At 57.9% G+C, this 24,527-nt stretch carries 24 protein-coding genes and 2 pseudogenes; 13 read left to right on the top strand and 13 right to left on the bottom strand.

Features of this window, described 5'->3' with window-relative positions; all coding sequences use genetic code 11:
• Nucleotides 1-106 precede the first annotated feature (106 nt).
• The 3 genes from guaA to BLU11_RS12730 all read left to right on the top strand — a co-directional run bounded on the left by guaA (nucleotide 107) and on the right by BLU11_RS12730 (nucleotide 4,319).
• Nucleotides 107-1,684 (top strand): glutamine-hydrolyzing GMP synthase, encoded by a 1,578-nt coding sequence (gene guaA, locus BLU11_RS12740; RefSeq protein ID WP_090273913.1) that lies wholly within the window; start codon nucleotides 107-109, stop codon nucleotides 1,682-1,684.
• 305 nt (nucleotides 1,685-1,989) lie between these two features.
• On the top strand, nucleotides 1,990-3,189 hold the full coding sequence (locus BLU11_RS12735; protein ID WP_090273911.1) for a tyrosine-type recombinase/integrase: 1,200 nt from the start codon (nucleotides 1,990-1,992) through the stop codon (nucleotides 3,187-3,189).
• Between the two features lie 290 nt (nucleotides 3,190-3,479).
• Entirely contained in the window at nucleotides 3,480-4,319 is an 840-nt protein-coding gene (locus BLU11_RS12730; protein ID WP_197674193.1) for a hypothetical protein, read from the top strand.
• On the opposite strand, the pseudogene BLU11_RS12725 reads toward BLU11_RS12730, so the two are convergent.
• The 5 genes and pseudogenes from BLU11_RS12725 to BLU11_RS12705 all read right to left on the bottom strand — a co-directional run.
• A pseudogene (locus BLU11_RS12725) lies at nucleotides 4,316-4,861 on the bottom strand (IS3 family transposase); the annotation flags it as partial. The gene BLU11_RS12730 and the pseudogene BLU11_RS12725 sit on opposite strands and share 4 nt — an antisense overlap.
• A gap of 19 nt (nucleotides 4,862-4,880) precedes the next feature.
• A complete protein-coding gene (gene tnpC, locus BLU11_RS12720; protein WP_090271637.1) occupies nucleotides 4,881-6,419 on the bottom strand; it encodes an IS66 family transposase in 1,539 nt (512 codons plus the stop codon).
• A 75-nt stretch (nucleotides 6,420-6,494) separates the two neighbouring features.
• Nucleotides 6,495-6,830 carry an IS66 family insertion sequence element accessory protein TnpB gene (gene tnpB / locus BLU11_RS12715; RefSeq protein WP_157718495.1) on the bottom strand — a complete coding sequence of 112 codons (336 nt, stop codon included), beginning with the start codon at nucleotides 6,828-6,830 and terminating at the stop codon, nucleotides 6,495-6,497.
• Nucleotides 6,827-7,201 (bottom strand): IS66-like element accessory protein TnpA, encoded by a 375-nt coding sequence (gene tnpA, locus BLU11_RS12710; protein WP_090271635.1) that lies wholly within the window; start codon nucleotides 7,199-7,201, stop codon nucleotides 6,827-6,829. The genes tnpB and tnpA overlap by 4 nt, the downstream gene beginning before the upstream one ends.
• Nucleotides 7,202-7,284: 83 nt before the next feature.
• Nucleotides 7,285-7,892 (bottom strand): annotated as a pseudogene (locus BLU11_RS12705) (IS3 family transposase); the annotation flags it as partial.
• Between the two features lie 92 nt (nucleotides 7,893-7,984).
• Between BLU11_RS12705 and BLU11_RS19765 the strand changes: the two are divergent.
• Nucleotides 7,985-8,617, top strand: a complete 633-nt coding sequence (locus BLU11_RS19765; RefSeq protein WP_090273909.1) for an SEC-C metal-binding domain-containing protein — start codon at nucleotides 7,985-7,987, stop codon at nucleotides 8,615-8,617.
• Between the two features lie 160 nt (nucleotides 8,618-8,777).
• Here BLU11_RS19765 and BLU11_RS12695 read toward each other — a convergent pair whose 3' ends face one another.
• Both BLU11_RS12695 and BLU11_RS12690 read right to left on the bottom strand, forming a co-directional pair.
• Nucleotides 8,778-10,037: an IS256 family transposase gene (locus tag BLU11_RS12695; protein WP_090273906.1), complete on the bottom strand. Its 1,260-nt coding sequence runs from the start codon at nucleotides 10,035-10,037 to the stop codon at nucleotides 8,778-8,780.
• A gap of 24 nt (nucleotides 10,038-10,061) precedes the next feature.
• Nucleotides 10,062-11,215, bottom strand: a protein-coding gene (locus tag BLU11_RS12690; RefSeq protein ID WP_090273904.1) for an IS3 family transposase whose coding sequence is annotated in 2 segments (ribosomal slippage) — nucleotides 10,062-10,960 and nucleotides 10,960-11,215 — 1,155 coding nt in all. Because the reading frame shifts where the segments join, the coding sequence is not laid out codon by codon here.
• 67 nt (nucleotides 11,216-11,282) lie between these two features.
• Here BLU11_RS12690 and BLU11_RS12685 point away from each other — a divergent pair.
• From BLU11_RS12685 to BLU11_RS12665, 5 genes are all read left to right on the top strand, one after another.
• Nucleotides 11,283-12,113, top strand: coding sequence for a Rossmann-fold NAD(P)-binding domain-containing protein (locus tag BLU11_RS12685; protein WP_090273903.1), 831 nt, complete (start codon nucleotides 11,283-11,285; stop codon nucleotides 12,111-12,113).
• A gap of 199 nt (nucleotides 12,114-12,312) precedes the next feature.
• Nucleotides 12,313-13,095 carry a 3-oxoacyl-ACP reductase FabG gene (gene fabG, locus BLU11_RS12680; RefSeq protein WP_090273899.1) on the top strand — a complete coding sequence of 261 codons (783 nt, stop codon included), beginning with the start codon at nucleotides 12,313-12,315 and terminating at the stop codon, nucleotides 13,093-13,095.
• Entirely contained in the window at nucleotides 13,085-14,938 is a 1,854-nt protein-coding gene (locus BLU11_RS12675) for a glycoside hydrolase family 15 protein (protein WP_090273896.1), read from the top strand. The genes fabG and BLU11_RS12675 overlap by 11 nt, the downstream gene beginning before the upstream one ends.
• A 115-nt stretch (nucleotides 14,939-15,053) precedes the next feature.
• Nucleotides 15,054-15,269: a hypothetical protein gene (locus tag BLU11_RS12670; RefSeq protein ID WP_090273893.1), complete on the top strand. Its 216-nt coding sequence runs from the start codon at nucleotides 15,054-15,056 to the stop codon at nucleotides 15,267-15,269.
• Complete coding sequence (locus tag BLU11_RS12665) at nucleotides 15,266-16,174, top strand: AEC family transporter (RefSeq protein ID WP_090273890.1); 909 nt, start codon at nucleotides 15,266-15,268, stop codon at nucleotides 16,172-16,174. Before BLU11_RS12670 ends, BLU11_RS12665 begins: the two co-directional genes overlap by 4 nt.
• 6 nt (nucleotides 16,175-16,180) lie before the next feature.
• Here BLU11_RS12665 and BLU11_RS12660 read toward each other — a convergent pair whose 3' ends face one another.
• From BLU11_RS12660 to BLU11_RS12640, 5 genes are read right to left on the bottom strand one after another with little or no spacing between them, the layout of a single operon-like run.
• On the bottom strand, nucleotides 16,181-16,810 hold the full coding sequence (locus tag BLU11_RS12660; RefSeq protein ID WP_090273888.1) for an ABC-type transport auxiliary lipoprotein family protein: 630 nt from the start codon (nucleotides 16,808-16,810) through the stop codon (nucleotides 16,181-16,183).
• The gene (locus tag BLU11_RS12655) at nucleotides 16,807-17,724 is read right to left on the bottom strand and encodes an MlaD family protein (RefSeq protein WP_090273886.1); all 918 of its coding nucleotides are present in this window, start codon (nucleotides 17,722-17,724) and stop codon (nucleotides 16,807-16,809) included. The genes BLU11_RS12660 and BLU11_RS12655 overlap by 4 nt, the downstream gene beginning before the upstream one ends.
• Complete coding sequence (locus tag BLU11_RS12650; protein ID WP_172828692.1) at nucleotides 17,724-18,533, bottom strand: ABC transporter ATP-binding protein; 810 nt, start codon at nucleotides 18,531-18,533, stop codon at nucleotides 17,724-17,726. Before BLU11_RS12650 ends, BLU11_RS12655 begins: the two co-directional genes overlap by 1 nt.
• Nucleotides 18,530-19,666 (bottom strand): MlaE family ABC transporter permease, encoded by a 1,137-nt coding sequence (locus BLU11_RS12645; protein WP_090273883.1) that lies wholly within the window; start codon nucleotides 19,664-19,666, stop codon nucleotides 18,530-18,532. The genes BLU11_RS12650 and BLU11_RS12645 overlap by 4 nt, the downstream gene beginning before the upstream one ends.
• A 43-nt stretch (nucleotides 19,667-19,709) precedes the next feature.
• A complete protein-coding gene (locus BLU11_RS12640; RefSeq protein ID WP_090276459.1) occupies nucleotides 19,710-20,165 on the bottom strand; it encodes a YhcB family protein in 456 nt (151 codons plus the stop codon).
• Nucleotides 20,166-20,326: 161 nt separating this feature from the next.
• Here BLU11_RS12640 and BLU11_RS12635 point away from each other — a divergent pair, with 161 nt between their 5' ends.
• A complete protein-coding gene (locus tag BLU11_RS12635; RefSeq protein WP_090273881.1) occupies nucleotides 20,327-20,959 on the top strand; it encodes an alpha/beta hydrolase in 633 nt (210 codons plus the stop codon).
• Nucleotides 20,960-21,018: 59 nt separating this feature from the next.
• Nucleotides 21,019-22,113, top strand: coding sequence for a cell division protein ZapE (zapE, locus tag BLU11_RS12630; protein WP_090273879.1), 1,095 nt, complete (start codon nucleotides 21,019-21,021; stop codon nucleotides 22,111-22,113).
• Nucleotides 22,114-22,189: 76 nt separating this feature from the next.
• On the opposite strand, the gene BLU11_RS12625 is transcribed toward zapE, so the two are convergent.
• Complete coding sequence (locus tag BLU11_RS12625; RefSeq protein WP_090273877.1) at nucleotides 22,190-23,230, bottom strand: NADP(H)-dependent aldo-keto reductase; 1,041 nt, start codon at nucleotides 23,228-23,230, stop codon at nucleotides 22,190-22,192.
• 313 nt (nucleotides 23,231-23,543) lie between these two features.
• Here BLU11_RS12625 and rplM point away from each other — a divergent pair, with 313 nt between their 5' ends.
• Both rplM and rpsI read left to right on the top strand, forming a co-directional pair.
• Nucleotides 23,544-23,972 (top strand): 50S ribosomal protein L13, encoded by a 429-nt coding sequence (gene rplM / locus BLU11_RS12620; RefSeq protein ID WP_090273874.1) that lies wholly within the window; start codon nucleotides 23,544-23,546, stop codon nucleotides 23,970-23,972.
• 12 nt (nucleotides 23,973-23,984) lie between these two features.
• Entirely contained in the window at nucleotides 23,985-24,377 is a 393-nt protein-coding gene (gene rpsI / locus BLU11_RS12615; protein WP_090273872.1) for a 30S ribosomal protein S9, read from the top strand.
• The last annotated feature ends 150 nt before the right edge of the window (nucleotides 24,378-24,527 follow it).

Below are 24,527 nucleotides of genomic sequence, written 5' to 3'. Positions count from 1 at the left end.
TCTCAACAGGCGCTGGGAGCTGGGAGTAGGGAGCTGGAAGTGATGACTTCTGGTTTCTGCTCCCAGCTTCCAGCTTTAGCTTCAGGCTTTTTCCGAAGGAAAGCTCATGTCTCATGACATTCATGCCCACCGTATCCTGATTCTGGATTTCGGCTCTCAATACACCCAGCTTATTGCCCGCCGTGTGCGTGAAATCGGCGTTTATTGCGAAATCCGCGCCTGGGATATGGAAGAAGCGGCCATCCGCGAGTTCGCAGCCAACGGCATTATCCTCGCCGGTGGTCCCGAGTCGGTCACTGAAAGCGGCAGCCCGCGTGCGCCGCAGGTCGTGTTTGAGCTGGGCGTGCCGGTACTGGGCATCTGCTACGGTATGCAAACCATGGCCGCCCAGTTGGGTGGTGCGGTTCAGGGCTCCGAAGAGCGCGAGTTCGGTTATGCTCGGGTCGATCTGGTCGACAAGAGCAGCATCTTTGATGGTATCGAGGATGCGGTGGCCGCTGACGGTACTTTGAGTCTGGACGTCTGGATGAGTCATGGCGACAAGGTCATCGAGCTGCCCAGCGGCTTCCGAACACTGGCCAGTACGCCGAGCTGCGCCATCGCAGCCATGGGTGATGACGCCCGCCGCTTCTACGGGGTGCAATTTCACCCCGAGGTGACGCACACCAAGCAGGGCCTGCGTATCCTGTCGCGCTTCATTCTTGAGCTCTGTGGCTGCGAAGCGCTGTGGACCCCCGCCAATATCGTTGAAGATGCCATCGCCACGGTACGCGCCCAGGTAGGCGATGCCAAGGTGCTGCTTGGGTTGTCCGGCGGCGTCGACTCCTCCGTGGTTGCCGCGCTGCTGCACCGCGCCATCGGCGACCAGCTGACCTGTGTGTTTGTCGACAACGGCCTGCTGCGCCTGAATGAAGGCGAGCAGGTCATGGCCATGTTTGCCGAGAACATGGGCGTCAAGGTGATCCGCGCCAACGCCCAGGACAAGTTCCTCTCGCGTTTGCTCGGTGTGACCGATCCCGAAGCCAAGCGCAAGGCGATCGGCCGTACCTTCATCGAAGTCTTCGATGAGGAAGCTACCAAGCTGCAGGACGTCAAGTTCCTTGCCCAGGGCACCATCTACCCTGATGTGATCGAGTCCGCCGGCACCAAGAACGGCAAGGCACATGTCATCAAGTCGCACCATAATGTCGGCGGTCTGCCGGATGACATGGCGCTCGAGCTGGTCGAACCGCTGCGTGAACTGTTCAAGGATGAAGTGCGCAAGATCGGTCTGGAGCTGGGCCTGCCCTATGACATGGTTTATCGTCACCCGTTCCCCGGTCCGGGCCTGGGCGTGCGTATTCTCGCCGAAGTACGCAAGGAATACGCCGACATCCTGCGCCGCGCCGACCATATCTTCATAGAGGAGCTGCGCAAGGCCGATCTGTACCACAAGACCAGCCAGGCCTTCGCCGTATTCTTGCCGATCAAGTCTGTCGGCGTGGTCGGTGATGCTCGCCGCTACGAATGGGTCATCGCCCTGCGCGCCGTGGAAACCATCGACTTCATGACCGCTCGCTGGGCGCACCTGCCTTATGAGTTTCTGGAGACGGTTTCCAACCGGATCATCAACGAGATAAGTGGTGTTTCGCGGGTGACATACGACATTTCCAGCAAGCCGCCGGCGACGATAGAGTGGGAATGATCCCGCGTCTGGCACGACCAGGCACCTGAAGGCATGAAATGCTCTGAAGTCCGCGTAATTGCGGGCTTTTTTGTGTTTTCGTCTGGCATGGTCTGGCAACAGAAGGAAGCAGCAAGCACCGTTTGAGCATGGCATTAAAGCTGGTACTATCGACTGACGATGCCATGATTGATGCCGATACCATGCTGCTTTCTCTTATGTGTTTATGGTATTGAATTTTACTAACTTGTTGTTTTATATAGAAAAAACACTATAAGTTTGACGTTTTTTCAGCATGGTATCGAAAACGAAGAAGGACAAGGTACATGCTGACCGATACCAAGCTGCGCAATCTCAAGCCCAGGGACAAGCTCTACAAGGTGAATGACCGGTATGGCCTGTATGTGGCCGTCACGGCTGCTGGTGCTGTCTCGTTCCGTTACAACTACTCGCTCAACGGACGGCAGGAGACCATCACCTTTGGCCGCTACGGCGTCGGTGGCATCACCCTGGCAGAAGCGCGAGAGCAGTTAGGTGACGCCAAGAAGATGGTTGCGGCGGGTAAGTCACCGGCCAAGGAGAAGGCTCGCGACAAGGCACGGGTGAAAGATGCAGAGACGTTTGGTGCCTGGGCGGAAAAATGGCTGCGTGGCTACCAGATGGCCGACTCCACCCGCGATATGCGTCGGTCTGTCTACGAACGCGAGCTGAAGCCGAAATTCAGTAATCAGAAACTGGTCGAGATCACCCACGAGGACTTGCGGGCGCTAACCGACGCCATCGTCGAGCGAGGTGCACCGGCCACCGCCGTTCATGTGCGTGAAATCGTGATGCAAGTGTTTCGCTGGGCGACTGAACGCGGGCAGAAGGTTGAGAATCCGGCAGATTTGGTGCGGCCAACGAGCATCGCTCGGTTCGAGCCGCGTGACCGCGCGTTGACGCCAGATGAAATTGGGTTGATGTACCAGTACATGGAGCGGGTTGGCACAAGCCCAACAAATCGTGCGGCAGCCAAGTTGCTGCTGTTGACGATGGTACGCAAGAGTGAGCTGACAAACGCAACCTGGAGTGAGATCAATTTCAGCGAAGCGCTCTGGACGGTTCCGAAGGAGCGGATGAAACGGCGTAATCCCCACCTGGTGTTTTTGTCCCAGCAGGCGCTGGATATTTTCATTGCCCTGAAAACCTTTGCTGGTGGTTCCGACTTTGTTTTGCCATCACGGTACGACTCGGATGCGCCGATGAGCGCTGCCACACTCAACCAGGTGCTGACCCTGACTTACAAAGCGGCGCAGAAAGATGGAAAGTCGCTTACCAAGTTCGGGCCACATGATTTGCGGCGTACAGCCAGCACGCTGTTGCATGAGGCAGGCTACAACACCGACTGGATTGAGAAGTGCCTGGCGCACGAGCAGAAGGGTGTCAGAGCCGTCTACAACAAGGCTGAATATCGTGATCAGCGGGCAGCGATGTTGCAGGATTGGGCAGATATGGTTGATGAATGGACTGGCGGAAATGCGCGCTGACTTTCTCTGAATTCAAAGGTGATCGATACATATCTTCGAACGTGGTCGAGGTGAATTTTCAACTACTGTTTTCGGCCAATAGCGATCAATGCGGATTGCACCAAGATGTCTCTAGCTGGTCGAGAAAGACTCGTAGGTGGTGTGGCTCCCGTTGGTGGGCTGGAAGGACAGCCGTAATGAAAATTTGCAGCTAGCCTCACGAATCTATTGATCGGCTGCCACATCAGCAGCACTAGATTAAGATAGTTCGTCGCCACTAATCCTAAGTCATGAATCTTAAGGTAACGGGAATGCATTCCACGCAACGAAGCGAAGCCGAAATTTTTGAAGAACTGAGGATACTAACGGCCCAACCTGGCTACGTTCATGCTGTGGCCAGTATTTGTTACCGCGACAACATCGTATCATTCCAAGGTGAGTACAAAGCTTCCGATCTTGAGTATCTGTTTGACCGAAAAAGACTCAATCGCAATGAAATAAGCACGTTGTTGGGGCTGATGATGCGTCAGCCTGTGGATCTAACAGAGCTCGATGAAGACACGCTGAGAGGTTATGTCTCCCGTACCGACGAATTACTAGGCGAGCTTCACGGAGCTATGACCGGCCTGGCAATCGGCGAATTGATGTCCCAGGCACAACAGGGCGTCGCCAATGACGATTTTTGGCAAGGCGCGATGATGAAGGAGCCAATTTTCTATGGCACCGAGTCAGCCTACAGCTTCCAGTACCGTGATTTTTTTGCAGAGAAGCATGCCCCTGATGATGAATGGCTAGAGAGTGTCATGGGGTTCAGCAGTGGCCAGGCTCTTCGAGTGGCAGGTGCGATGTGTTCGTTGATGGATGCGCGCGCGACCAACGGAAGAGGAACGGTCGGCGAAACCAAGGTAGGAGAAGTACCTGTAGGCCCAGTGCTTGAGCTCTTCGAGTTCACCGCGCAGGAGATAGCCCAGCATTCTGGTCAGGAAATTGATGTTGTTGAGGCAGTGTTCAAAGCGCTAACTTTCAATGGTTACAACGGCCAGTTCAATGAGATCGGAGACTTCAATCAAGTTGCAGCAACCCCATTGCTGCCGACAGGGCGTGGCTCAGTGTTGTTGTTCTCTCACTATGAATCGCCCCCAGTATTCTAGACACTCGCCAGACTCTGATAGTGGCGCTTTTCGAACTCGATCGGTGACATGTCACCACTCGTGCCGTGTCGGCGCCTTGGGTTATAAAACATCTCAATGTAATTGAACACGTCCTGCCTTGCAGCCTCGCGTGTTGGATAGATCTGCCGCTTGATCCGCTCCCGTTTGAGTAACTGAAAGAAGCTTTCAGCGACTGCGTTGTCATGGCAGTTCCCGCGACGGCTCATGCTACCCACCAGGTGATTCGCTTTCAGGAAGCTCTGCCAGTCTCCACTGCTAAACTGACTGCCTTGATCCGAATGAACCATGACACAGCCTTGCGGTTTGCGACGCCACACCGCGGCTAACAGCGCGTCTAGCGCCAAGTCAGACGTCATGCGCGGCTTCATCGACCAGCCGACGACCTGACGCGAGAACAAGTCGATAACCACGGACAAATACAACCAACCTTCGTAGGTGCGGATGTAAGTTATGTCTGTCACCCAGGCAACATTGGGCGCTGATACATCGAACTGGCGATCCAAGTGATTGGGTGAGACTATCGCAGTAAGCGTCCGGCAATCACAGGTTGATAGCCGGCTTCCAGTTGTGCGGCAGTAATTCATTGATAGCGCTGTTCTTCTGCGTCGGCAGTCGGGTCAGCACATCCTTCAGATAGGCATAGGGATCATACCCATTCAGTTTGGCGGACTGGATCAGGGTCATGATGGCCGCGGCACGCTGACCACTGCGTAGCGATCCGGCGAACAGCCAGTTGGAGCGGCCCAGTGCCCAAGGCCGGATCTGGTTTTCAACCCAGTTGTTATCGATCGGTACAGCCCCGTCATCCAGGTAACGTGTCAGTGCTGCCCAGCGCTTCAGGCTGTAATCCAGAGCTCTGGCTGTCCCTGTCCCGTCCGGCACCTTTTCCCGCTGGGCCAGCATCCATTTATGCAGCGCCTCGGCAATAGGTTTGGCTTGTGTGGCCCTCATGACCTGGCGCTGTTCCGGTGCCAGGTCTTTGGCTTCCCGCTCGACCTGGTATAACAGTTTGATGTACTCCAGTGCCTGCTCGGCCAGCACACTCTGATTAGCGACGTGCAGGTCGTAGAACTTGCGCCGGGCATGGGCCATGCAGCCGATCTCGATGATGCCATTGCCGAACCCGGCCTTATAACCAGCGTAATCGTCACACACCAGCTTGCCTTGCCAGTCACCCAGGAAGGTGCGGGCATGCTCACCCGCCCGGCTTGGGGCGAAGTCGTAAACGGCCGCTTTCAGATCAGCGAACGGGGTGGTGCTGTAGGCCCAGACGTAGGCTTTGTGGGTTTTCTTCTTGCCGGGAGCCAACATGCTGACCGGCGTTTCATCAGCGTGCAGAACGCCGTGTTCCAGCAGGGCCATTCTCAGGGCATCGGCCAGCGGTTGCAGCTGGACGCCGCAAGCGCCTACCCATTCGGCCAGGGTGGAGCGAGGAATGGTGAGACCAGCGCGGCCAAAGATGCGTTCCTGGCGATACAGCGGTAGATGATCAGCGTATTTGGCTACCAGTACCTGGGCCAGCAGACCGGAGGTCGGAATGCCCTTGTCGATGACCTGTGCCGGAACCGGCGCCTGGGTCAGGGTGCTGCATTGGTTGCAGGCCCACTTGCCGCGGACATGGCGTTCAACGGTAAACACACCCGGCACATAATCCAGCTTTTCGCTGACGTCTTCGCCGATACGCTTGAGCTGACATCCACAGCGGCACTGCGTGGACTCAGGCTCGTGATGGATCAGTGTCCGGGGCAGTTCTGGCGGCAGCGGCGCACGTTTGGGCTGCTGCTTGGGTTTGGTGTCAGGAGGCAGGGCCTCTGTGAGCTCGGCCAGCTCGGCCTCGATGGCTGCGATGTCGCTATCCACCAGCTCTTCCAGCAGCAGCCCTTGATGCCCATCCAGCTGTTCGCTGCGACGGGCGAACTTGTGGCGTTTAAGTATGGCCAGCTCATGGGTGAGCTTTTCGTTCACGGCCTTGGTGTAATGCAACTCCCGATCTTTGCTCTCCACGCGATCAAGCAGCTCCATCGCGAGGGCGCGGAGCTGGTCGGTAGAGAGTTGATTGAGGTCGGGTCGCTGAGTCATGGCTGGCAGTATGCCAATCCCCAGGCCTCGTCGCGATTCCCTTATTTGGTGATGGCTCTGCTGGCCAGGTTGTGGTTACAGCACCGAGATGACGCCTGCCTCACCAAGGCGCTGCCAGGGCAGCCCCTGGACCAGCGCCATGACTTGCTCATCGGTCAGCCGCAGACGCTCGCCGCGCCAGGCTTCGCCCCAGTGGAACTTGCCCCGGTTCAGTCGGCGGGCACACAGCCAGATACCCAGGCCGTCATGGATCAGCACCTTCATCCGGTTGCCCCGTTTGTTGGCAAATAGGTAGGCGCAGTGAGGTCTGGCCGAGCCAAACACCTGAACCACCCGCGCCAGTGCCGTATCGGCACCGGCGCGCATATCCAGCGGTTCGGTCGCCAGCCAGATCTCATCAATGCGGATCATCCCAGCAGATCCCGCAACAGGACGGCACACTGCTGGGCCTGTTCTGTGGGCCATTCCACCACAACCGCACCACCGGCCCGGTGTATCTCGATACGGATGGTATTGCCAGCATTCGAGACCGGCCGGCCGCCCGGAGACGGTGCGACGGCGGGCAAGTTGATTGGCATGAACCCGGGGGTTGCCAGCGGTGCTCCGCCTTCTCGTGCCTGACTGACCCAGCGTCTGACCAGGTTGGCATTGAGCTCATTGTCCAGGGCAATACGGGCCACGGAGACGTCCGGCTGACGGCACTGAGCAACGATGCTGGCTTTGAATTCGGGAGAAAAACGGCGGCGTGTACGTTTAGGGGTGGTTACGCTTAATGAGTCCATCGATAGTGTCCACTAGAAAATAAGTGGACACTATCCTGATGCCTATAGCAGGACGCTCAAGATGGGATCACCAGACGCTTACCTATCGCAGGCTTCCCACCGTAATGACCAGGGCGGCGGCGATAACCTGTCTGTGAGCGCAATCCCTCGCAGCGCATGAGGCGGGCTACCCTGTGTTTGCCGCAAGCCTCACCAGCTTCACGAAGATCCAGGTGGATTTTTCGATAGCCATACACGCCGCCGCTTTCCAGCCATGAGTGTTTAATCTGGCCTAACAACCGCTGATCTTCACGAGCCCGATCAGACAGCTTGTTGCGGCACCAGGCGTAGTAACCGCTAGGGTGCACAGTCATCATTTTGCACAGGCGGCGCACGGGGTACAGGTCCACTTGGCTCTGAATAAACGCGTACCTCAATCGGACTCTCTGGCGAAGTACGCGGTGGCCTTTTTTAATATATCTCGCTCTTCGGATACGCGTTTCAGTTCGGACTTCAATCGACGAATCTCGGCCTGAAGCTCATCGTCCTGCTGCCGCTGCTCCGTGGGCTTGGAGTAGCGCTTGATCCACTGATAAAGGCTGTGCCCTGACACGCCCAATCGGGCGGCGACCTCGGCAACAGAGTGGCCTCGGTCAGCCACCTGTTTGACGGCTTCAATTTTGAATTCTTCGGTGTAGCGTGAGTTGCTCATGGGACCTCCTGGGTGCCTTGATTATAAGGCCTGGAGGTGTCTACGAAACTAGGGGCGATTCACTCTGGCTCAATGATGAATTCAATCTAGTAATGCTGGAGGACTCGATCGCAGCGGATTTGGACACCGCAATGACTGTTCGGCGAGAAGGTCTCCCCGGCAAGCTAGTCCCTGAAGGCATCCTCACCAAGATGAGGGGGACGTTTTACGAGCGATTGATTGAGCAGATTGAGCGCCGGCCTCACCCTGCGATTCTTGAGCTGGGGTTCACTCTGCTGTCTATGGGGGAGGAAACGTGTAAGGCGGTTCATAAGGCCATCGAAAGCCTAACCAACATGGCAAAGATTGATGGCAAACGACATGACTTCGTACTTGGAATGTCTGAGCCGGGGACTGGGATTTGCTTCCATTGCAATCCTACACCCAGCAAGGAGGCAGTCAGAACCTTGGAGGTGCACTGCGCCAAACGAAAATACGCTCAACGGGCTACACAGTGGTATGGAGTGTCTGTGGGACTCAAGGGGGAGATCCAATTCGGAATCACGCTCAACCACCCTTGGGAACGATCTCCTGAGATGGATGAGTTAACCAAAGACATGAAGCCATCTTCTTCATTCGGAAGGGCTATTAAGACAATGGAGCGGGCACTCCGTCCTAAGAAGTATAGACGCAACGAGCCGTGCCCTTGCGGAAGCGGAATTAAGTACAAAAAGTGCTGTCTGTGAGGCCAGATACTGGAAGGCTTGATAGCGGCGTTAGGATAGCGGTGTAGTGGTCAACTGATACCGGACAGTATTTTAAGTTTTTCTTCCGCCGCTACCGGTGGGGACTGTCAGATTTTTTGTGTTCGGGCCGTTAATGGCCTGCCATCAGGTAGGCCCTCACTTACCAGGTCGGCCTGGTGAAGCGATCTTCGTATAGGATCGCGAACTGATTCATAGCGGCTTTCCAGTCATGTGCCGCGTTACCCCAGTTGGCAGTGATATTACGTAGCGCCAACCAGATCAACTTCGTCGCGGCCTCATCCGTTGGGAAGTGGCCCCGGGTTTTAATGATCTTACGCAACTGAGCGTTGATGCTTTCAATCGCATTGGTCGTATAGATCACCTTTCGTATGGCGGGCGGGAACACAAAGAACGGAATGACCCTATCCCACGCACGCCGCCAGGCTGCTGTGACCGTCGGGTACTGCTTACCCCATGGCCCAGCTTCAAACGCGTCCAAAGCCTGCGCTGCGACCTCGGCGTTGAGCGCCTGATAGATGGGCTTGAGAGCTTTGGCCAGCTCTCTGCGCTTGTCCCAGCCTGCATAATCAAGGCTGTTGCGGATCAGATGTACAATGCAGGTCTGCAAGGTGGTATCCGGGAACACCGCACTCAGGGCTTCAGGTATGCCCTTCAGGCCGTCAGTCACGGCGATCAATATATCTTCTACGCCTCGGGTCTTCAGATCGTTGAACACCTTCATCCAGAATTTGGCGCCCTCCGTCGTTTCGATCCAGATGCCCAGAATATCCCGTGTACCGTCCGGTAACACCCCAAGCGCTAGGTAAACGGCCTTATTGCGAACCAGGCCCTCGTCCCGAATTTTGACCCTCAAGGCATCGAAAAAGATGACCGGGTACATTGGCTCCAAGGGGCGTTGCTGCCAAGCGCTAATCTCTTCCAATACGGCATCGGTAACCGAACTGATGAAGTCATGAGAAACATCGGTTCCGTACTGCTCGGCCAGGAAGGCTCGGATTTCACGAACCGTCATGCCTCGGGCATACATGGCAATGATCTTGTCGTCAAAGCCGGTAAAGCGGCGCTCATGCTTGGGAATCAGGATCGGGGCAAAGCTGCCGTCGCGGTCTCGGGGGATGTCCAGACGCAGCGGGCCATCATCGGTGAGCACTGTCTTGCCGCTCCGGCCGTTACGCTGGTTGCTCGCCCCCTCTGGGCGCTCAGTACCTTCAGGGTAGCCAAGGTGATGCCCTAGCTCGGCACCAAGGGCCCGCTCGATCAACACCTTCTTGAACGCCATCGAGGCATCCTGAATGGCTTCAGCGCTCATCGGGCCATTAACGAACTGATCAATCAGCTCTTTGGGAATTGCTGGTAGGTCTCGCGGGGTTTCACGCCCCGGCTTCTTCTTGGTCGGCATACATGCATCCTCTGCTGCAACATGTTATGCCCAAACACAAAATTTATGACACCCCCCTACCGGTGATACACCACCGTTGAACGTATGGGGTCGTTGCTGGTTGTAATAGCCCATCAGGTAGTCACCAACATCCCTCTGCGCTTCGTACATGTTTCGATAGCCGAAGGCGGGTATCCACTCCGATTTCAGACTCCTGAACAGCCTTTCCATCGGGGCATTATCCCAACAGTTTCCACGCCGGCTCATGCTCTGCTGCATGCGGTATCTCCAGATCCGCTGGCGGAACTTTCGGCTTGCGTACTGGCTTCCCTGGTCCGAGTGGAACATGACCTTGTCCGGCCTGCCACGCTGCTCCCAGGCGTGATCCAGCGCTTCGACAACAAGGTCTGCATCTGGTCTGGCTGACATGGCCCAGCCAACGACACGGCGCGCATACAGATCTAACACTACAGCAAGGTAACTCCAGGCCTGACCGGTCCATACATAGGTGATGTCGCCACACCAGACCTGATCGGGTTGATCGACTACAAACTTCCGTGCCAAGTGGTTTGGAATGTCGATTCGCTCGACCGTCGCCTGTTTGTAGGCATGAAGCCCGGGCTGTTTGCAAATCAGTCCCAGCTCACTCATCAGACGCCGCACCTTAAAGCGCCCAGCAGCTATGCCGTCCTCGCTGAGCAGACCCACCATGGTTCGGCTACCTGCAGAGCTCCGGCTTTTCGAAAACAGCCGGTTTACCTTTGCCCTCAAGGCAAGCCGCTCAACATCTATCCGACCCCGGCGTTGGCGATAATCGTAATAGCTTGAACGACTAACATCGAACGCTGCGCAGACCATCTCGACAGGCATTTGCTCACTCAACTGGTCTATCAGCGCGTACGATTCATCTCGTCCGACATCAAGAGAGCGGTAGCCTTTTTTAATATAGTTTTCTCCATCTCAAGGCGCTTACAGCGGGCCTCGAGCTCCTGGATCTTGCGTTGCTCTGGCGTCAATGCTTTGCCCTTGGGCGTGACACCTTGGCGCTCCTGCGACAATTGATCGACCCAGCGGCGAAGAGCGCTTTCTCCCACGCCGAGAGAAGTACAAGCCTGGGGAATGCTATACCCTTGATCAAGCACCAGGCTGGCTGCCTCCTGCTTAAACTCGGGTGAAAAAGTGCGTCGTTTCCTAGTCATCTGACACCTCGCTTATGGCGGCAATTTTACCACCTACGTTGGTGTCCGGGATTAGTAGACCACTACAATGTCTCGCAGGCGTCCTAAGGTTTCTGCACTGGCCGAGCTCCCGTTCATTCAGGGCGACTACATTTCAGATTCACTCGATAGCAGCCTCGACGATGGTCGTCTGGAAGGTTTTGAGTATCTGGTCTTTTGCGCTGGCAACGACATCAAACAGTTTCCTTGGGATGGCTCCGTGACCATGGAGGAGTTCTTTCTGCGAAGTAATACCGAAGCGATTCCTGCTTTTTTTGAGATAGCCAAGAAGGTGGGTATCCGGCGGGCTGCGTATCTGGGGAGCTTCTACCCTCAGGTTTCTCCGCACCGTATCGACGAAGACCCGTACGTCAAATCCCGGCATATGGCTGATGAAGCGATTCGAGCTCTGAGTTGCAATACCTTTAATGTGTGCAGCCTCAATGCTCCTTTTATTCTCGGCCATCTCCCGGGTCTGGAGATTCCCCACATCCAGACGTTAGTCCGGTACGCCCAGGGTGTAATGCCGGATATGCCGGTGTTTGCACCCGAAGGTGGTACTAACCACATGACTGTTCAGTCAGTGGCAGAAGCGTTGCAGGGTGGTCTGGAGCGTGGTGAATCCGGCAAAGCCTATCTGATCGGCGACGCCAATATGAGCTGGAAGGAATACTTCGAAGAGTGGTTCAAGCGCGCCGGTAACGAGCAGCAGATTGAAGTCCGCGACGAAGAGCACCCTCTGCTTCCCAATATGATCCTTTACGCCGGTCCGGGTGCTACTGTCAGCTACGATCCGCCCGCAGAAGAGACCGAGCTGCTCGGTTATGGACGCGGCCGAATTCCGGCAATGATTTCGGAAGTGATTGAGGTGATGGGATAAGGGTGAGCGTATCACCTCTCGCCGATGTAGTGGTCACCGCAGGGGCGCTCGAACAGATCGAATTGCAGTGCGTTTGCTCTGGCTCGTCGTTGTGCACCGTTCATGAGCGACTATTGACGCTACACTGATCATCATGCCAATGGTCTGGATCGCATCTCTTTGTCTCAGGCCGAGTGCGGTGATATGGGAGGCGAATGCGATGAAGATAGATCACCACGAGCGACGGGTACTGGTCACCGGTGGGAGTTCGGGGCTCGGTCGTGCAATGTGTCTGGCCTTCGCTGCGTGCGGCGCTCAGGTGGCTATAAACTACCGCAGCAGCGGAGAGGAAGCCGAAGCCCTGGTCAAGCAGATTCGAGATGATGGCGGCACGGCAATCGCTGTGCATGCAGACGTATCCAATCCCGCTGCAGTAGAAGTCATGTTCGAGCAGATTGACGCTATCTGGGGCGGGATCGATATTCTGGTCAACAATGCTGGCATCGATGGTTCCCGAGCCACTGTCTGGCAAGGGCGAGTGGAAGAGTGGCAGAACGTTGTTGATATCAACCTGAACGGGGCTTACCTCTGCGCGCGTCAGGCCTTGCGGCGCATGATTGGTCAGCAGCATGGGGTCGTGCTCAATATCACCAGTGTGCATGAGCGTATTCCCTGGGGCGGCTACAGCGCCTATGCAGCCAGCAAGGCGGGATTGTCGATGATGGCCAAGTCCATGGCTCTCGAATCGGCGCCCTATGGTGTGCGCGTTCTCTGTCTCGCTCCCGGAGCAATCCAGACGCCGATCAACGAGGCGGTATGGAGTGATCCCCAGGGCTGTGAAGACCTGCTCCAGAAGATTCCAATGGCGCGTATCGGTCAACCTGAAGACGTGGCGGGCGTAGCCGTGTTTCTCGCCTCCGATCTGGCGGCCTACATGACCGGTGCGACCATTTATGTGGACGGTGGGATGACCAACTATCCTTCCTTTTCCCATGGCGGTTAAGGAGCCACGCGCCAATGTGACCGGCGGCTCATGCCACCGAAACATTGAGGATTATGGAATCATCGGCAATATGCTGACCGCAGCTCTGGTCGGCAAAGACGGGTCGATCGACTGGCTGTGCCTGCCGCGTTTCGACTCTCCCGCCTGTTTCGCCGCGCTGCTCGGCACCCCCGACAACGGACGATGGAAGATCGCGCCGCGTGATGAAAATACTCTCTGCTCCCGGCGATACCTTGATGGCACCGCGATCCTGGAAACACGGTTCGAGACTGTCACGGGGGTCGTGACGGTAACCGACTTCATGCCACTGTCGGCGGAGCCGGGCAAGACCAATCTGGTGCGCATCATTGCCGGTGAACGTGGTCAGGTCGATATGCAGATGGAACTGATTCTGCGATTTTCCTATGGCCAGGCGGTGCCATGGGTACAACGTCGGGATTACGGGTTGAGCGCGGTTGCCGGACCCGATACCGTTCACCTGCATACCCGCCTGGCGCTGAAGGGAGAGGGCAAGACAACCCGTTCGCGCTTCACGATCAGCCAGGGAGAGCGCCTCTCGGTGACGCTTTCCTATCACGCGTCCACGCTCGTCCCGAGCTTCGTTCCAGACAGTCAGGAGAGTTTGCAGCAGACGACCAACTGGTGGCACGAGTGGTCCAAGCGAGAGCGTCATCCGGGTGGACCTGCTCACTGGCAGCGAGCTTTGGAGCGTTCGTTGATTACGCTGAAACTGCTGACGTTTGAACCCACCGGCGCCATCATCGCTGCCCCCACGACATCCCTGCCTGAACGTATCGGCGGGCAAAGAAATTGGGATTATAGGTACTGCTGGTTGAGAGATTCGGCACTGACACTGCTGGCGTTGTTGCAGGCAGGTTATCGCCAGGAGGCTGAAGCCTGGCGGCAATGGCTGCTTCGCGCTGTCGCCGGGGACCCAGACCAGCTACAGATCATGTACGGCATTGCCGGTGAGCGCTGGCTACCCGAACTGGAAGTCCCCTGGCTTGCAGGATTTGAGCAGAGCAAACCGGTGCGTATCGGTAATGCGGCGGCAAGCCAGATGCAACTCGATGTCTATGGTGAGTTGTTCGATACTCTGCATGGGGCGCGTGTGGCTGAACTGCAGCAACGTAACGAAGCCTGGTCGTTGCAGAAGGTGCTGCTCACTACTCTTGCGCAGAAATGGCAAATACCGGATCAAGGTATCTGGGAAGTCCGCGGTCCTGCACGGGCTTTCACGCATTCGCGGATGATGGTGTGGGTGGCGTTTGATCGAGCGATTACTGCTGCGGAGCAGTTTCACCTCGACGGGCCGGTGGATGAGTGGAAAGGGTTGCGCGCCATGATTCACGACGATATCTGCCAGAACGCCTTCGACCGGCAGAAGAACAGCTTCGTCCAGTACTATGGCGGTAAGACTCTCGATGCCAGTCTGTTGCTGATGCCCCAGACCGGCTTCCTGCCACCGGATGATCCTCGGGTGCTGGGTACTCTTGAGGCGGTCGAAAATGAGCTGCTGAAAGATGGCCTGATGCTGCGCTACTCCGCGGACGATGCCCAGGACGGTATGGACGGCGGTGAGGGGGCCTTTCTTGTCTGCAGCTTCTGGCTGGCCGATGCATACGTTTTGTGCGGCCAGCGCGACAAAGCGGCGATTATCTTCGAGCGGTTGCTGGCTCTGCGCAATGATCTTGGTTTACTGTCAGAGGAATATGACTGCGTCGCCGGGCGCATGCTGGGCAACTTCCCCCAGGCTTTCTCGCATATCGGTTTGATCAATACCGCACATAATCTGTTGAGAGTTGATGGCCCTGCTAGGGAGCGTGCCCAGCGCCGAGGCTGAGTCATCATCTGTTGATGGACGCCTGCGTGATGCTGCGCACGGGACGCGGCAGCAACAAGCGCAGCGGAAAACTGGCAAGCTGGCGCGCTGAAAAACAGACGATAAGAGAGTCACGATGTCCCAGAGAACGAACCGTTCGAACATGGCGTTTGCCATGTTGCGCGGCACCCTTACGTTCCCGGTTGTGATCAACGTCACCGCACTGCTGTTGATGATGGGATTTGATTTGACGCGGCTGACTCGCCATTTCCCCACTGAGCTGTTGCTAGGGGAGCCGGACAGGGTGCTGGCTCAATCCTCGAAAGAGCCTCGGGAAGCGGCCACTCCATGATGCATCTGCTTGCTTCGCTGTGGCCGTTGTTCGCCCTTATCCTCGGGGGCTATGGCTTGCGTCGCGTGGGGTTCCCGAACATGGAATTCTGGCCGGGCGCCGAACGGCTGAACTACTTTGTGCTGTTTCCGGCGTTGCTGTTCAGCAGTCTTGTAGCGGCGCCGTTGAATGATCCGGCGTTGGCGCAGATGGCTTTGTGTGTCGGGCTGGTCGTCGGGGTGGTCTGGGTGGCGCTTGTATTGCTGCGCCACCGCATCGGCTGGCCCGCGGCCCGTTTCGGTGTTTTCGTGCAGGCTACCCTGAGGTTCAATACCTATATCGGGCTGGCCGCCGTAGGTGCGGTGTTCGGCACTGACGGGTTGACGCTGGTTGCGCTGTTGCTGGCCATCACGGTGCCGGTGGTCAATATTCTGTCCGTACATGCTTTGACAGCCAATGGCACGGTGAATCGGATGGCGCAGTTGACCAATCTGCTGAAAAACCCGCTGATTCTCGCCTGTTTGTTCGGCGTGCTGGCGAATCTGATCGGCGTTCGGCTGGGCGGTGGCGTGGACAATCTGCTGGCTTTGCTGGCAGCGGCCAGTTTGCCGTTGGGGCTGCTCTGCGTGGGAGCGGCATTGCAGCCGCAGGATCTGCGAGGCGAAACCCGCGCTCTGCTGGCCAGCTGCGTGGTGCGCCTGGCTATCGTGCCGGCCTCGACCTGGGTAATCACCCAGCTGCTGGGCCTGCCGCAGATGGAAAGCGCGATTCTGGTGCTGTTCTTTGCGTTGCCCTGTGCGCCGACTGCATACGTGTTGGCGCGCCAGTATGCTGGTGATGCGCACCTGATGGCCGGGATCATTACCCTGCAGACGTTGCTGGCCATGCTGACGCTGCCGGTGCTGCTGCTTCTGCTGTTGCTCTGAGGTGCATTATCGCCCGGCGGCCTGCTCGTTCGAGATCGCGGCCAGCTGCTGGGTTATCCAGGACACCAACTCCCGGGTCAGAGCCTCGCTCGCTTTGCCATAACCCTCGACCACGCCGCCAATCCGGGTGTTGCTCACCGGCTGCTCGATCAGGAAGTTGCGGGTCAGGTAGACACGTCGGCTTTCGGGATTGACCAGGCGGGCATCCAGTTCGATGACTACCCGCGAGGTGCCATCGGTATTCAGTTGGAAGCGCCGCAGGTTGCTGTCCAGGTGCACGTCCGCATATAGCGCATGCTCGTCGGTGGTGACGTTGCCCATGGTCCCGGAGCGCTGCAGGGCTACCGCCAGGTACTCGCGCAATATCTGCGGGCACGGATCGCTCCAGCGTACGCCTTTGTAGCTCTGCAGCTGATTGCCCGGGGTTACTACCATGATACGTGGCCCGCTGAAGGCGAACCCGGCCTGGGGTGTATTGACTCGCAGCGATATCGGCAGGCGCTCCCCGGCGCTGGCGATGTCGGTCGGCGGGGCGGGGAACTGATAGACGCTGAGGGCTTCGGATTCGGGAAGTATGGTGCAGGCGCTGAGGGTCAGAAGGGCGGTGAGCAGCGCAGCGGATTTCAGGCGGATCATGGCTCGTATTCCTCGAAGGTGTCGCGGCCCATCAGGAAGCGCGCGGGGTTGTCTTCCAATCGGCGGGTGATTGAGCGCAGAGCGCCCAGGCTGCCGCGTAGCTCGTTGATGGCGGGCTCCAATTGACCCAGTCCCTGCATGCCATTGGTGAAGGCTTCGCTGTTATCCTGCAGCATGTTTTCCAGCGTTTCGCTGGCGCGAGCGATGGATTCCAGGGTCTGCTCTGCGCTGTTCAGAGTCTGACTACCCTGATCGTTGACCAGGCTGTTGATGCTGCCCATCAGTTCGCTGGCCTGCTGGCTGGCAAGGGTCAGTTCGCCCACCAGTGCCTTGACGTCATCGCCTTGGCTGGACAGGCTGCCGGCGGCGGTTTCGATGGACTCCAGGGTGCTGGCGATACGGTCGGCGTTTTCGTCCGACAGCATATTGCGTGCGCTGATCACCAGTTGGTTGATGTTGGTCATCAGGTCTTCACCGTTGGCCAGCAGGCTGGAGATGGGTGAAGGCACGGAATAAATGCGCGGCGCCTTGCCTTCAGTGCTTTCCAGCGGTGGGCTTTGCGGATCGCCGGGTACCAGTTCGATGACCGAGTTGCCGGTGATGCCGGTAAAGGTCAGCCTGGCCTTGGTGTCTTTGGTTACCGGCGCGCTGTCGCTTACGCGGATGCGGGCCAGCACCTGACGCGGGTCCGACGGGTCGAGCGTCAGTTCGGTTATGTCGCCCACGGGGATGCCGCTGTACTGTACCGCGCTGCCGCGGGACAGGCCGGTCACCGCCTCGCGGAATACCACGGTGTAGCGTCGGTAATCCTTGCTGGTGTTGGCGTCGCTGATCCAGATGGCGAAGAAGATCGCACCGGCCCCGGCCAGCAGCGTGAACAGTCCAATGATAACGTGATGAGCGCGTGTTTCCATTAGCGGTTTAGCTCCGGCTGGTCGTTGTGTGGGCTGGCGGCGGTGGCTGCGGCACGTCCCCGTGGGCCGTGGAAATACTCCTGAATCCAGTCGTTGTCCGCGGCGGCGACACGTTCGAGGCTGTCGGCTATCAGCACGCGTTTTTCCGCCAGTACGGCGACTCGGTCGCAGATGGCATACAGCGTGTCCAGGTCATGAGTGACGAGAAATACGCTCAACCCCAGTGCGTCACGCAGAGTCAGAATCAATTGATCGAAGGCGGCCGCGCCGATCGGGTCGAGCCCGGCAGTGGGTTCATCCAGAAACAGAATGTCCGGGTCCAGCGCCAGGGCGCGGGCCAGCGCAGCGCGCTTGACCATGCCGCCGGACAGTTCAGAGGGGAATTTATCACCCGCGCCCCGCGGCAGACCTGCCAGTGCCAGCTTCATGCAGGCCAGATGTTCGGCGTCGTCGCGACTCAGCCCGGCATGTTCGATCAGCGGCAGGGCGACGTTCTCGATTACTGTCAGCGAGGAAAACAATGCCCCTCGCTGGAACAGCACACCAAAACGCCGCTCAATCTGCGACCGCTGTTGCTCATCCAGTTGCTGCAGGTCATCACCGAATACCCTGACGCTGCCGGCATTAGGCCGGCGCAAGCCTACGATGGAGCGCAGCAGGACCGATTTGCCGCTGCCCGACCCGCCGACAACGCCGAGAATCTCGCCGGGATGGATATCCAGATCCAGATTGTCATGCACGGTCTGGCTGCCGAAGCGATTGACCAGGCCGCGTATTTCCACCAGCGGTGTTTGCCTGAGCTCGCTCACCAGTTCATCTCCATGAAGAACAGCGCTGCCAGAGCGTCCATCAGAATCACCACGAAGATCGACTGCACGACCGCAGATGTGGTGTGTTCGCCGACCGACTCGGCACTGCCGCTGACCTTGAAGCCTTCCATGCAGCCGATGATGGCGATCAGGAAGGCAAACAGCGGGGCCTTGGCCATGCCCAGATAAAAATGTTGTACCGCTACATTCTGCTGCAGGATGCTGAGGAACATGGTCGGAGAAATATCCAGTGCCAGCGAGCAGACCACTGCCCCGCCGAGCATGCCCGAGAGCATGCCGATGAATGTCAGCACGGGCAGCGAGATCATCATGGCGATAACCCGGGGGATCACCAGAATATGCAAGGGGTTAAGCCCGAGGGTACGAATGGCATCGATCTCCTCGTTGGCTTTCATTGAGCCGATCTGCGCGGTGAAGGCGCTGGCGGTGCGGCCGGCCATGAGAATTGCCGTCAGCAGCACGGCGAATTCGCGCAGAAAGGAAAAGGCAATCAGGTCGACGGTATAGATGGTTGCGCCAAAATCGGCCAATACCGTGGCCCCGAGAAATGCGATTACCGCGCCGACCATGAAAGTCAGCAGGGCTACAATGGCGACGGCATTCAGGGCGATCTGTTCGATCTGCGCGACAATCGAGGTAACTCGCCATGTTGAAGGGCGCAGCAGTCCGCCAACCATGCCGGCCAGGGTCAGTCCGCCAAAGCCCAGCAAGGTGCGGACATGATCATAAAGCGACAGCGTATGCTTGCCGACGTTGCCCAGCAATTGGAGCAGCGCACCGTCATGCAGCTGCGGTCGGGGCTCGCTGTCCAGGCTGTCGGCGATCCGGCTCAGCAATACTCGACGCTCTTCAGGCAGCGCGTTGGCGTCATCGGCCAGCACCTGTATCAGCTCGCTGCCCAGCAGTTCGGTGAGCAGTTGGCCTCCTGCCGTATCCAGTTTACCGACCTGTTGCAGGTCCGCCTCATCATACCGGGTGTCACCGCTGCGCAATTGCCTGACCAGCCGACGCAGTTCGGAATAATGCTCCAGTATCCAGTCACCCCGAATGACGACGTGAGCTGGATTATCCGGTGAACGGCTGACAAAGCGGTTCTCTGCTACTTCCGGCATGGAGAGGTCCGTTGTGCTCCGCCGGGCCGGCGGAGGCCTGGGGCTATTTGCGTTTTACACCGAACTCTTCCGAAAGCATGCCCGGGCCATCTTCGGATTTGGTCGCGTAATCACGGGGCGGCTCGAGGGTATCGAATACCGGCTCGACGCGTTCGCGGGATGAAGCAACCGGATCGTTGTCCTGTTCCAGTGCTGCGAGCAGGCGTTGACGGGTCATGTCATCGGGGGCCAGCTCGACGGCTGCCTGACCCAGGTGTTCCTGGATGTCCTGATAATTGCGATTCAGCCGCGTTACCAGGTTGGCGGTGGTATTGAAGTGGCTGGCCACTTCCTGTTGGTACTCTTCAAAGCGCAGCTGCAGGCTTTCCAGCTGTGTTTGAGTGTTGGATGATTGTCCGCCACTGATACGTGGCGCGAGCCGGGCTACAATAATACCCACGATGAAGCCCACAGCCAGGGCGATGGCTACTGCAATCCACAGATTTTCGCTTGTTTCCACCTTGGGTCCCTCATTGATCTGAAACATGCGACGCAAACGCGCCGCTTTGGTCTGTTGCTACGGTAACGGCATTTCGCAGACAAGGCTAGAGCCTGAACCAACAAGCTCCAGTGTAGGATATGCGACGCGGGTGGGAATACAGCGGTCACGGAGAAAACTGAATGAAACAAAATGCAGAAGAGAAATTGTTGATCGACGGCCCGGCAGGTGCGCTTGAGGTGGTGGTGACGCGTGCTGAAAATGCGCGCGCGGTGGCGGTCATCTGCCATCCACATCCGCTGCATGGCGGCACGCTGCAGAACAAGGTGGTCTCGACGCTGATGCGAGCCGCGCGGGATCTGAACGCCAATACCGTACGGTTCAACTTCCGCGGTGTCGGGCAGAGCGCAGGCGAGCATGCAGATGGCGCCGGTGAGACCGAGGATTGCAAGACAGTCATCGATTGGGCTGCCAGTGAGTTCGCCGGTCTGCCGTTGTGGCTGATGGGCTTTTCCTTCGGGGGGTATGTGGCTGCAGCGGCGGCGCGTGCTCAAGCGGATTGGCCGGCGCGGTTGATACTGGTGGCGCCGTCTGTCGAGCGCATGCCATTCGCCGACCTGCTGCCGTTGCCAGGGGCTGCGGTGGTGATGATGGGCGAAGCAGATGAAGTGGTCGCGCCGCAGTCGGTGTTCGAATTGCTGGAGGGGCAGCAGGGTATCGAGGTGGTGCGTTTTGCCGATACCAGCCACTTTTTCCACGGCAAGTTGGTGGAGCTGAAGGCCGCGACCGAGAAGGCGCTGGGCGAGGTGCATTGATTGCCAACTGACCGCGTGGCGGGTAGAGTACGGGCCCCTGTTTTTCACTGGACCCCAGCATGACGCCTCTTGAACGCTATCAGGCGGACCTCAAGCGTCCGGACTTTTTCCACGATCCTGCGCAGGAAAATGCGGTAAAGCACCTGCAGCGCCTGTATGACGATATTCTCGAAGCCGGGCCGCCGCGCAGTGTCGGCCTGTTCGGCAAGTTTCGGCCCAAGCGCAGTGTGCCGGTCAAGGGGCTGTACTTCTGGGGAGGTGTCGGTCGCGGCAAGACTTACCTGGTCGATACCTTCTTCGATGCGTTGCCGATCAAGCGCAAGGTGCGTACGCACTTCCACCGTTTCATGCAGCGCGTGCATCAGGAGTTGCGTGAGCTCAAGGGCGAGAAGAACCCGCTGAAGCTCATCGCTCGCACGTTCGCCGACGAGGCGCGGGTGATCTGTTTCGACGAGTTCTTCGTCACCGATATTACCGATGCGATGATTCTCGGCACGCTGATGGAGGAGCTGTTCGCCAACGGCGTGATTCTGGTCGCCACGTCCAACATCGTGCCGGATGGGCTGTACAAGGACGGCTTGCAGCGAGCACGCTTCCTGCCAGCCATTGCGTTGCTGAAAGAGCATACCGAGGTGGTCAACGTCGATAATGGAGTGGACTACCGTCTGCGTGCGCTGGAGCAGGCCGATCTGTATCACTGGCCGCTGGGAGCGGAAGCGGATGCCAGTCTGCAGCGCAGCTTCGACAGCCTGGTGCTGGAGCCGGAGCACGTGCAGCTGAATGCTGATCTGAATATCGAAAATCGGACGGTGAAAGCGGTGCGTCTGTACGAGAACGTCGCCTGGTTCGAGTTCCGCGAGCTGTGTGATGGCCCGCGCAGTCAGAACGACTATATCGCCCTGGCGAAGATCTTCCAGGCGGTGCTGATCTCCAATGTGGAGCAGATGAATCTGTCCAAGGATGATATGGCACGGCGCTTCATCAACCTGGTGGACGAATTCTATGATCGCAACGTCAAGCTGATTGTGTCGGCCGAGGTTGCGCTCAAGGATCTGTATGTCGGTGGGCGGTTGGAGTTCGAGTTCCAGCGTACCCTGAGCCGTTTGCTGGAGATGCAGTCGCACGACTTTCTTGCGCGACCGCACAAGCCCTGATCAGCGGCTGATCGGGTCGGCCAGGAGACCAGGGGAGGGCAGCCATTGCGGCTGCCCTCCGTCGTTTGCGCGGAGGTCAGGGTGCGGGGTTCGGCTGGCTGCGGTGAATATCTGCTATTGCTTCCAGGATCTTGTCCGTCAGGCCCATGTTGATGCTGCTGAGGTTGCGGTTCAGCTGGTCCATGTTGGTGGCGCCGATGATGTTGCTGGTGACAAAGGGTTGCCGGGTAACAAAGGCCAGGGCCATCTGCGCTGGGTCCATGCCATGGTCGCGGGCTAGCTGCACGTAGCGCGCGCAGGCTTTCTGTGCCTGCGGATTGGTGTAGCGGCTGAACCGGCTGAATAATGTCAGGCGGCCCTTTTCGGGACGCAGACCATTCAGGTACTTTCCGGTCAGGGTGCCGAAAGCCAGCGGTGAGTATGCCAGCAGCCCGACCTGTTCGCGAATGGATATCTCCGCCATGCCGATTTCATAGCTGCGGTTGAGCAGGTTGTAAGGGTTCTGGACTGAAACGATCCGCGGCCAGCCGCGGGCTTCGGCCAACTGCAGAAAGCGGCTGGTACCCCAGGGCGTCTCGTTGGACAGGCCAATATGGCGGATCTTGCCTGCACGCACCAGGTCGTCGAGCACTTTCAGAGTGTCCTCGATCGGCGTCATCTGTTCATCCATGTCGTGCTGGTAGCCGAGGTTGCCGAAGAAGTTGGTATTGCGGTCCGGCCAATGCAGCTGATAGAGGTCGATGTAATCGGTCTGCAGGCGTTCGAGGCTGGCGTCAAGGGCGGCGGTAATGTGGTCGCGGTTGAAGCGCGTAAGGCCGCCGCGGATATGCTGCATGTCGCGGTTTGGGCCAGCTACCTTGCTGGTCAGAATCCAGCGATCCCGACCGCCGCGCTCATGCAGGTACTGGCCGAGGATGCGTTCGGTTGCGCCATAGGTTTCGCCCCGTGGCGGGACGGGATACATCTCGGCTGCATCAATGAAGTTCACGCCGGCATCCTGCGCCCGGTCAATCTGCGCAAAGGCATCACGCTGGGTGTTCTGTTCTCCCCACGTCATGGTGCCGAGGCACAGGGCGCTGACTTTCAGAGGGCTGCGGCCGAGGGGGCGATATAGCATCTTGTAACTCCTGATCAGGAAGTGATCAGCCATTATTGGCCATGTGACGGATAATGTCAGGGTCTGCCTCAAATCAGCCCGCGCCGAGAGGGCGCCGCTCTAAATAAAGGTTGTAATTTTCAGCCACCTTGGCATAATGCCCGCCACTTTCGACAGGATGCCTAGCCTGTCGTTGTTGTTACAGCGCAGATGCCACCCAGACCCACAGAGCCCCCACTGAGTGTCTGTCTAGGCTTTGTTGGCTTGTAAAAACACATATCATTCTGTAAGATTCGCCCTCTTTAAATAGAGCGGCCTCTGAGGCTAGGATTTAATGAAAACCTTCAGCGCCAAACCGGAAACAGTAAAACGCGACTGGTACGTAGTAGATGCCACTGGTCTGACCCTTGGTCGTCTGGCTACCGAAGTTGCTTCCCGCCTGCGCGGTAAGCACAAGCCTGAGTACACACCGCACGTGGATACCGGCGATTACATCGTGATCGTCAATGCTGAAAAAATCCACGTGACCGGCAACAAGGCACAGGACAAGATCTACTACAGCCACTCCGGTTTCCCGGGCGGTATCAAGTCGATCAATTTCGAGAAGCTCAACCTCCGTGCTCCTGAGCGTATCATCGAGATGGCAGTCAAGGGCATGCTGCCCAAGAATCCCCTGGGTCGTGCGATGTATCGCAAGATGAAGGTGTACAAAGGTGCAGCTCATCCGCATGCTGCTCAGCAACCCCAAGACCTCAAGATCTAACAGGAGCTCACTATGTCGGTTACACAAAACTACGGCACTGGCCGCCGTAAAACCGCCACCGCTCGGGTCTTTCTGCGTCCGGGTACTGGCAACATCTCCATCAACAATCGCAGCATCGATGTCTTCTTTGGTCGCGAAACCGCTCGCATGGTCGTTCGCCAGCCGCTTGAGCTGACCGAGAGCGTCGAGAAGTTCGATGTGTATGTCACCGTTCAGGGTGGCGGTATTTCCGGTCAGGCCGGTGCCATTCGTCACGGTATCACTCGTGCACTGATGGAGTACGACGAGACCCTGCGTGGCGAGCTGCGTAAGGCGGGCTTCGTGACTCGTGATGCTCGTGAAGTTGAGCGTAAGAAAGTGGGTCTGCGCAAAGCACGTAAGCGTCCGCAGTACTCCAAGCGCTAAGCCGACAGGCTCACGCTTCAAGACGCCCGGTTTCCTTCTCAGGAACCCGGGCGTTTTTGCATCTGCGACAAGGTGTCACGCATTCGGGGATGTATCTGCAGCGCCCGAGATGCCTCGCTTGAGGTAAACTTCGCAGATGCCTGGTTAATG

Origin of the sequence: Halopseudomonas litoralis (assembly GCF_900105005.1) — a bacterium.
GTDB lineage: Bacteria > Pseudomonadota > Gammaproteobacteria > Pseudomonadales > Pseudomonadaceae > Halopseudomonas > Halopseudomonas litoralis.
Note: the sequence above shows the minus strand (reverse complement) of the source record. Positions and strands in the feature narration are given on the sequence as shown.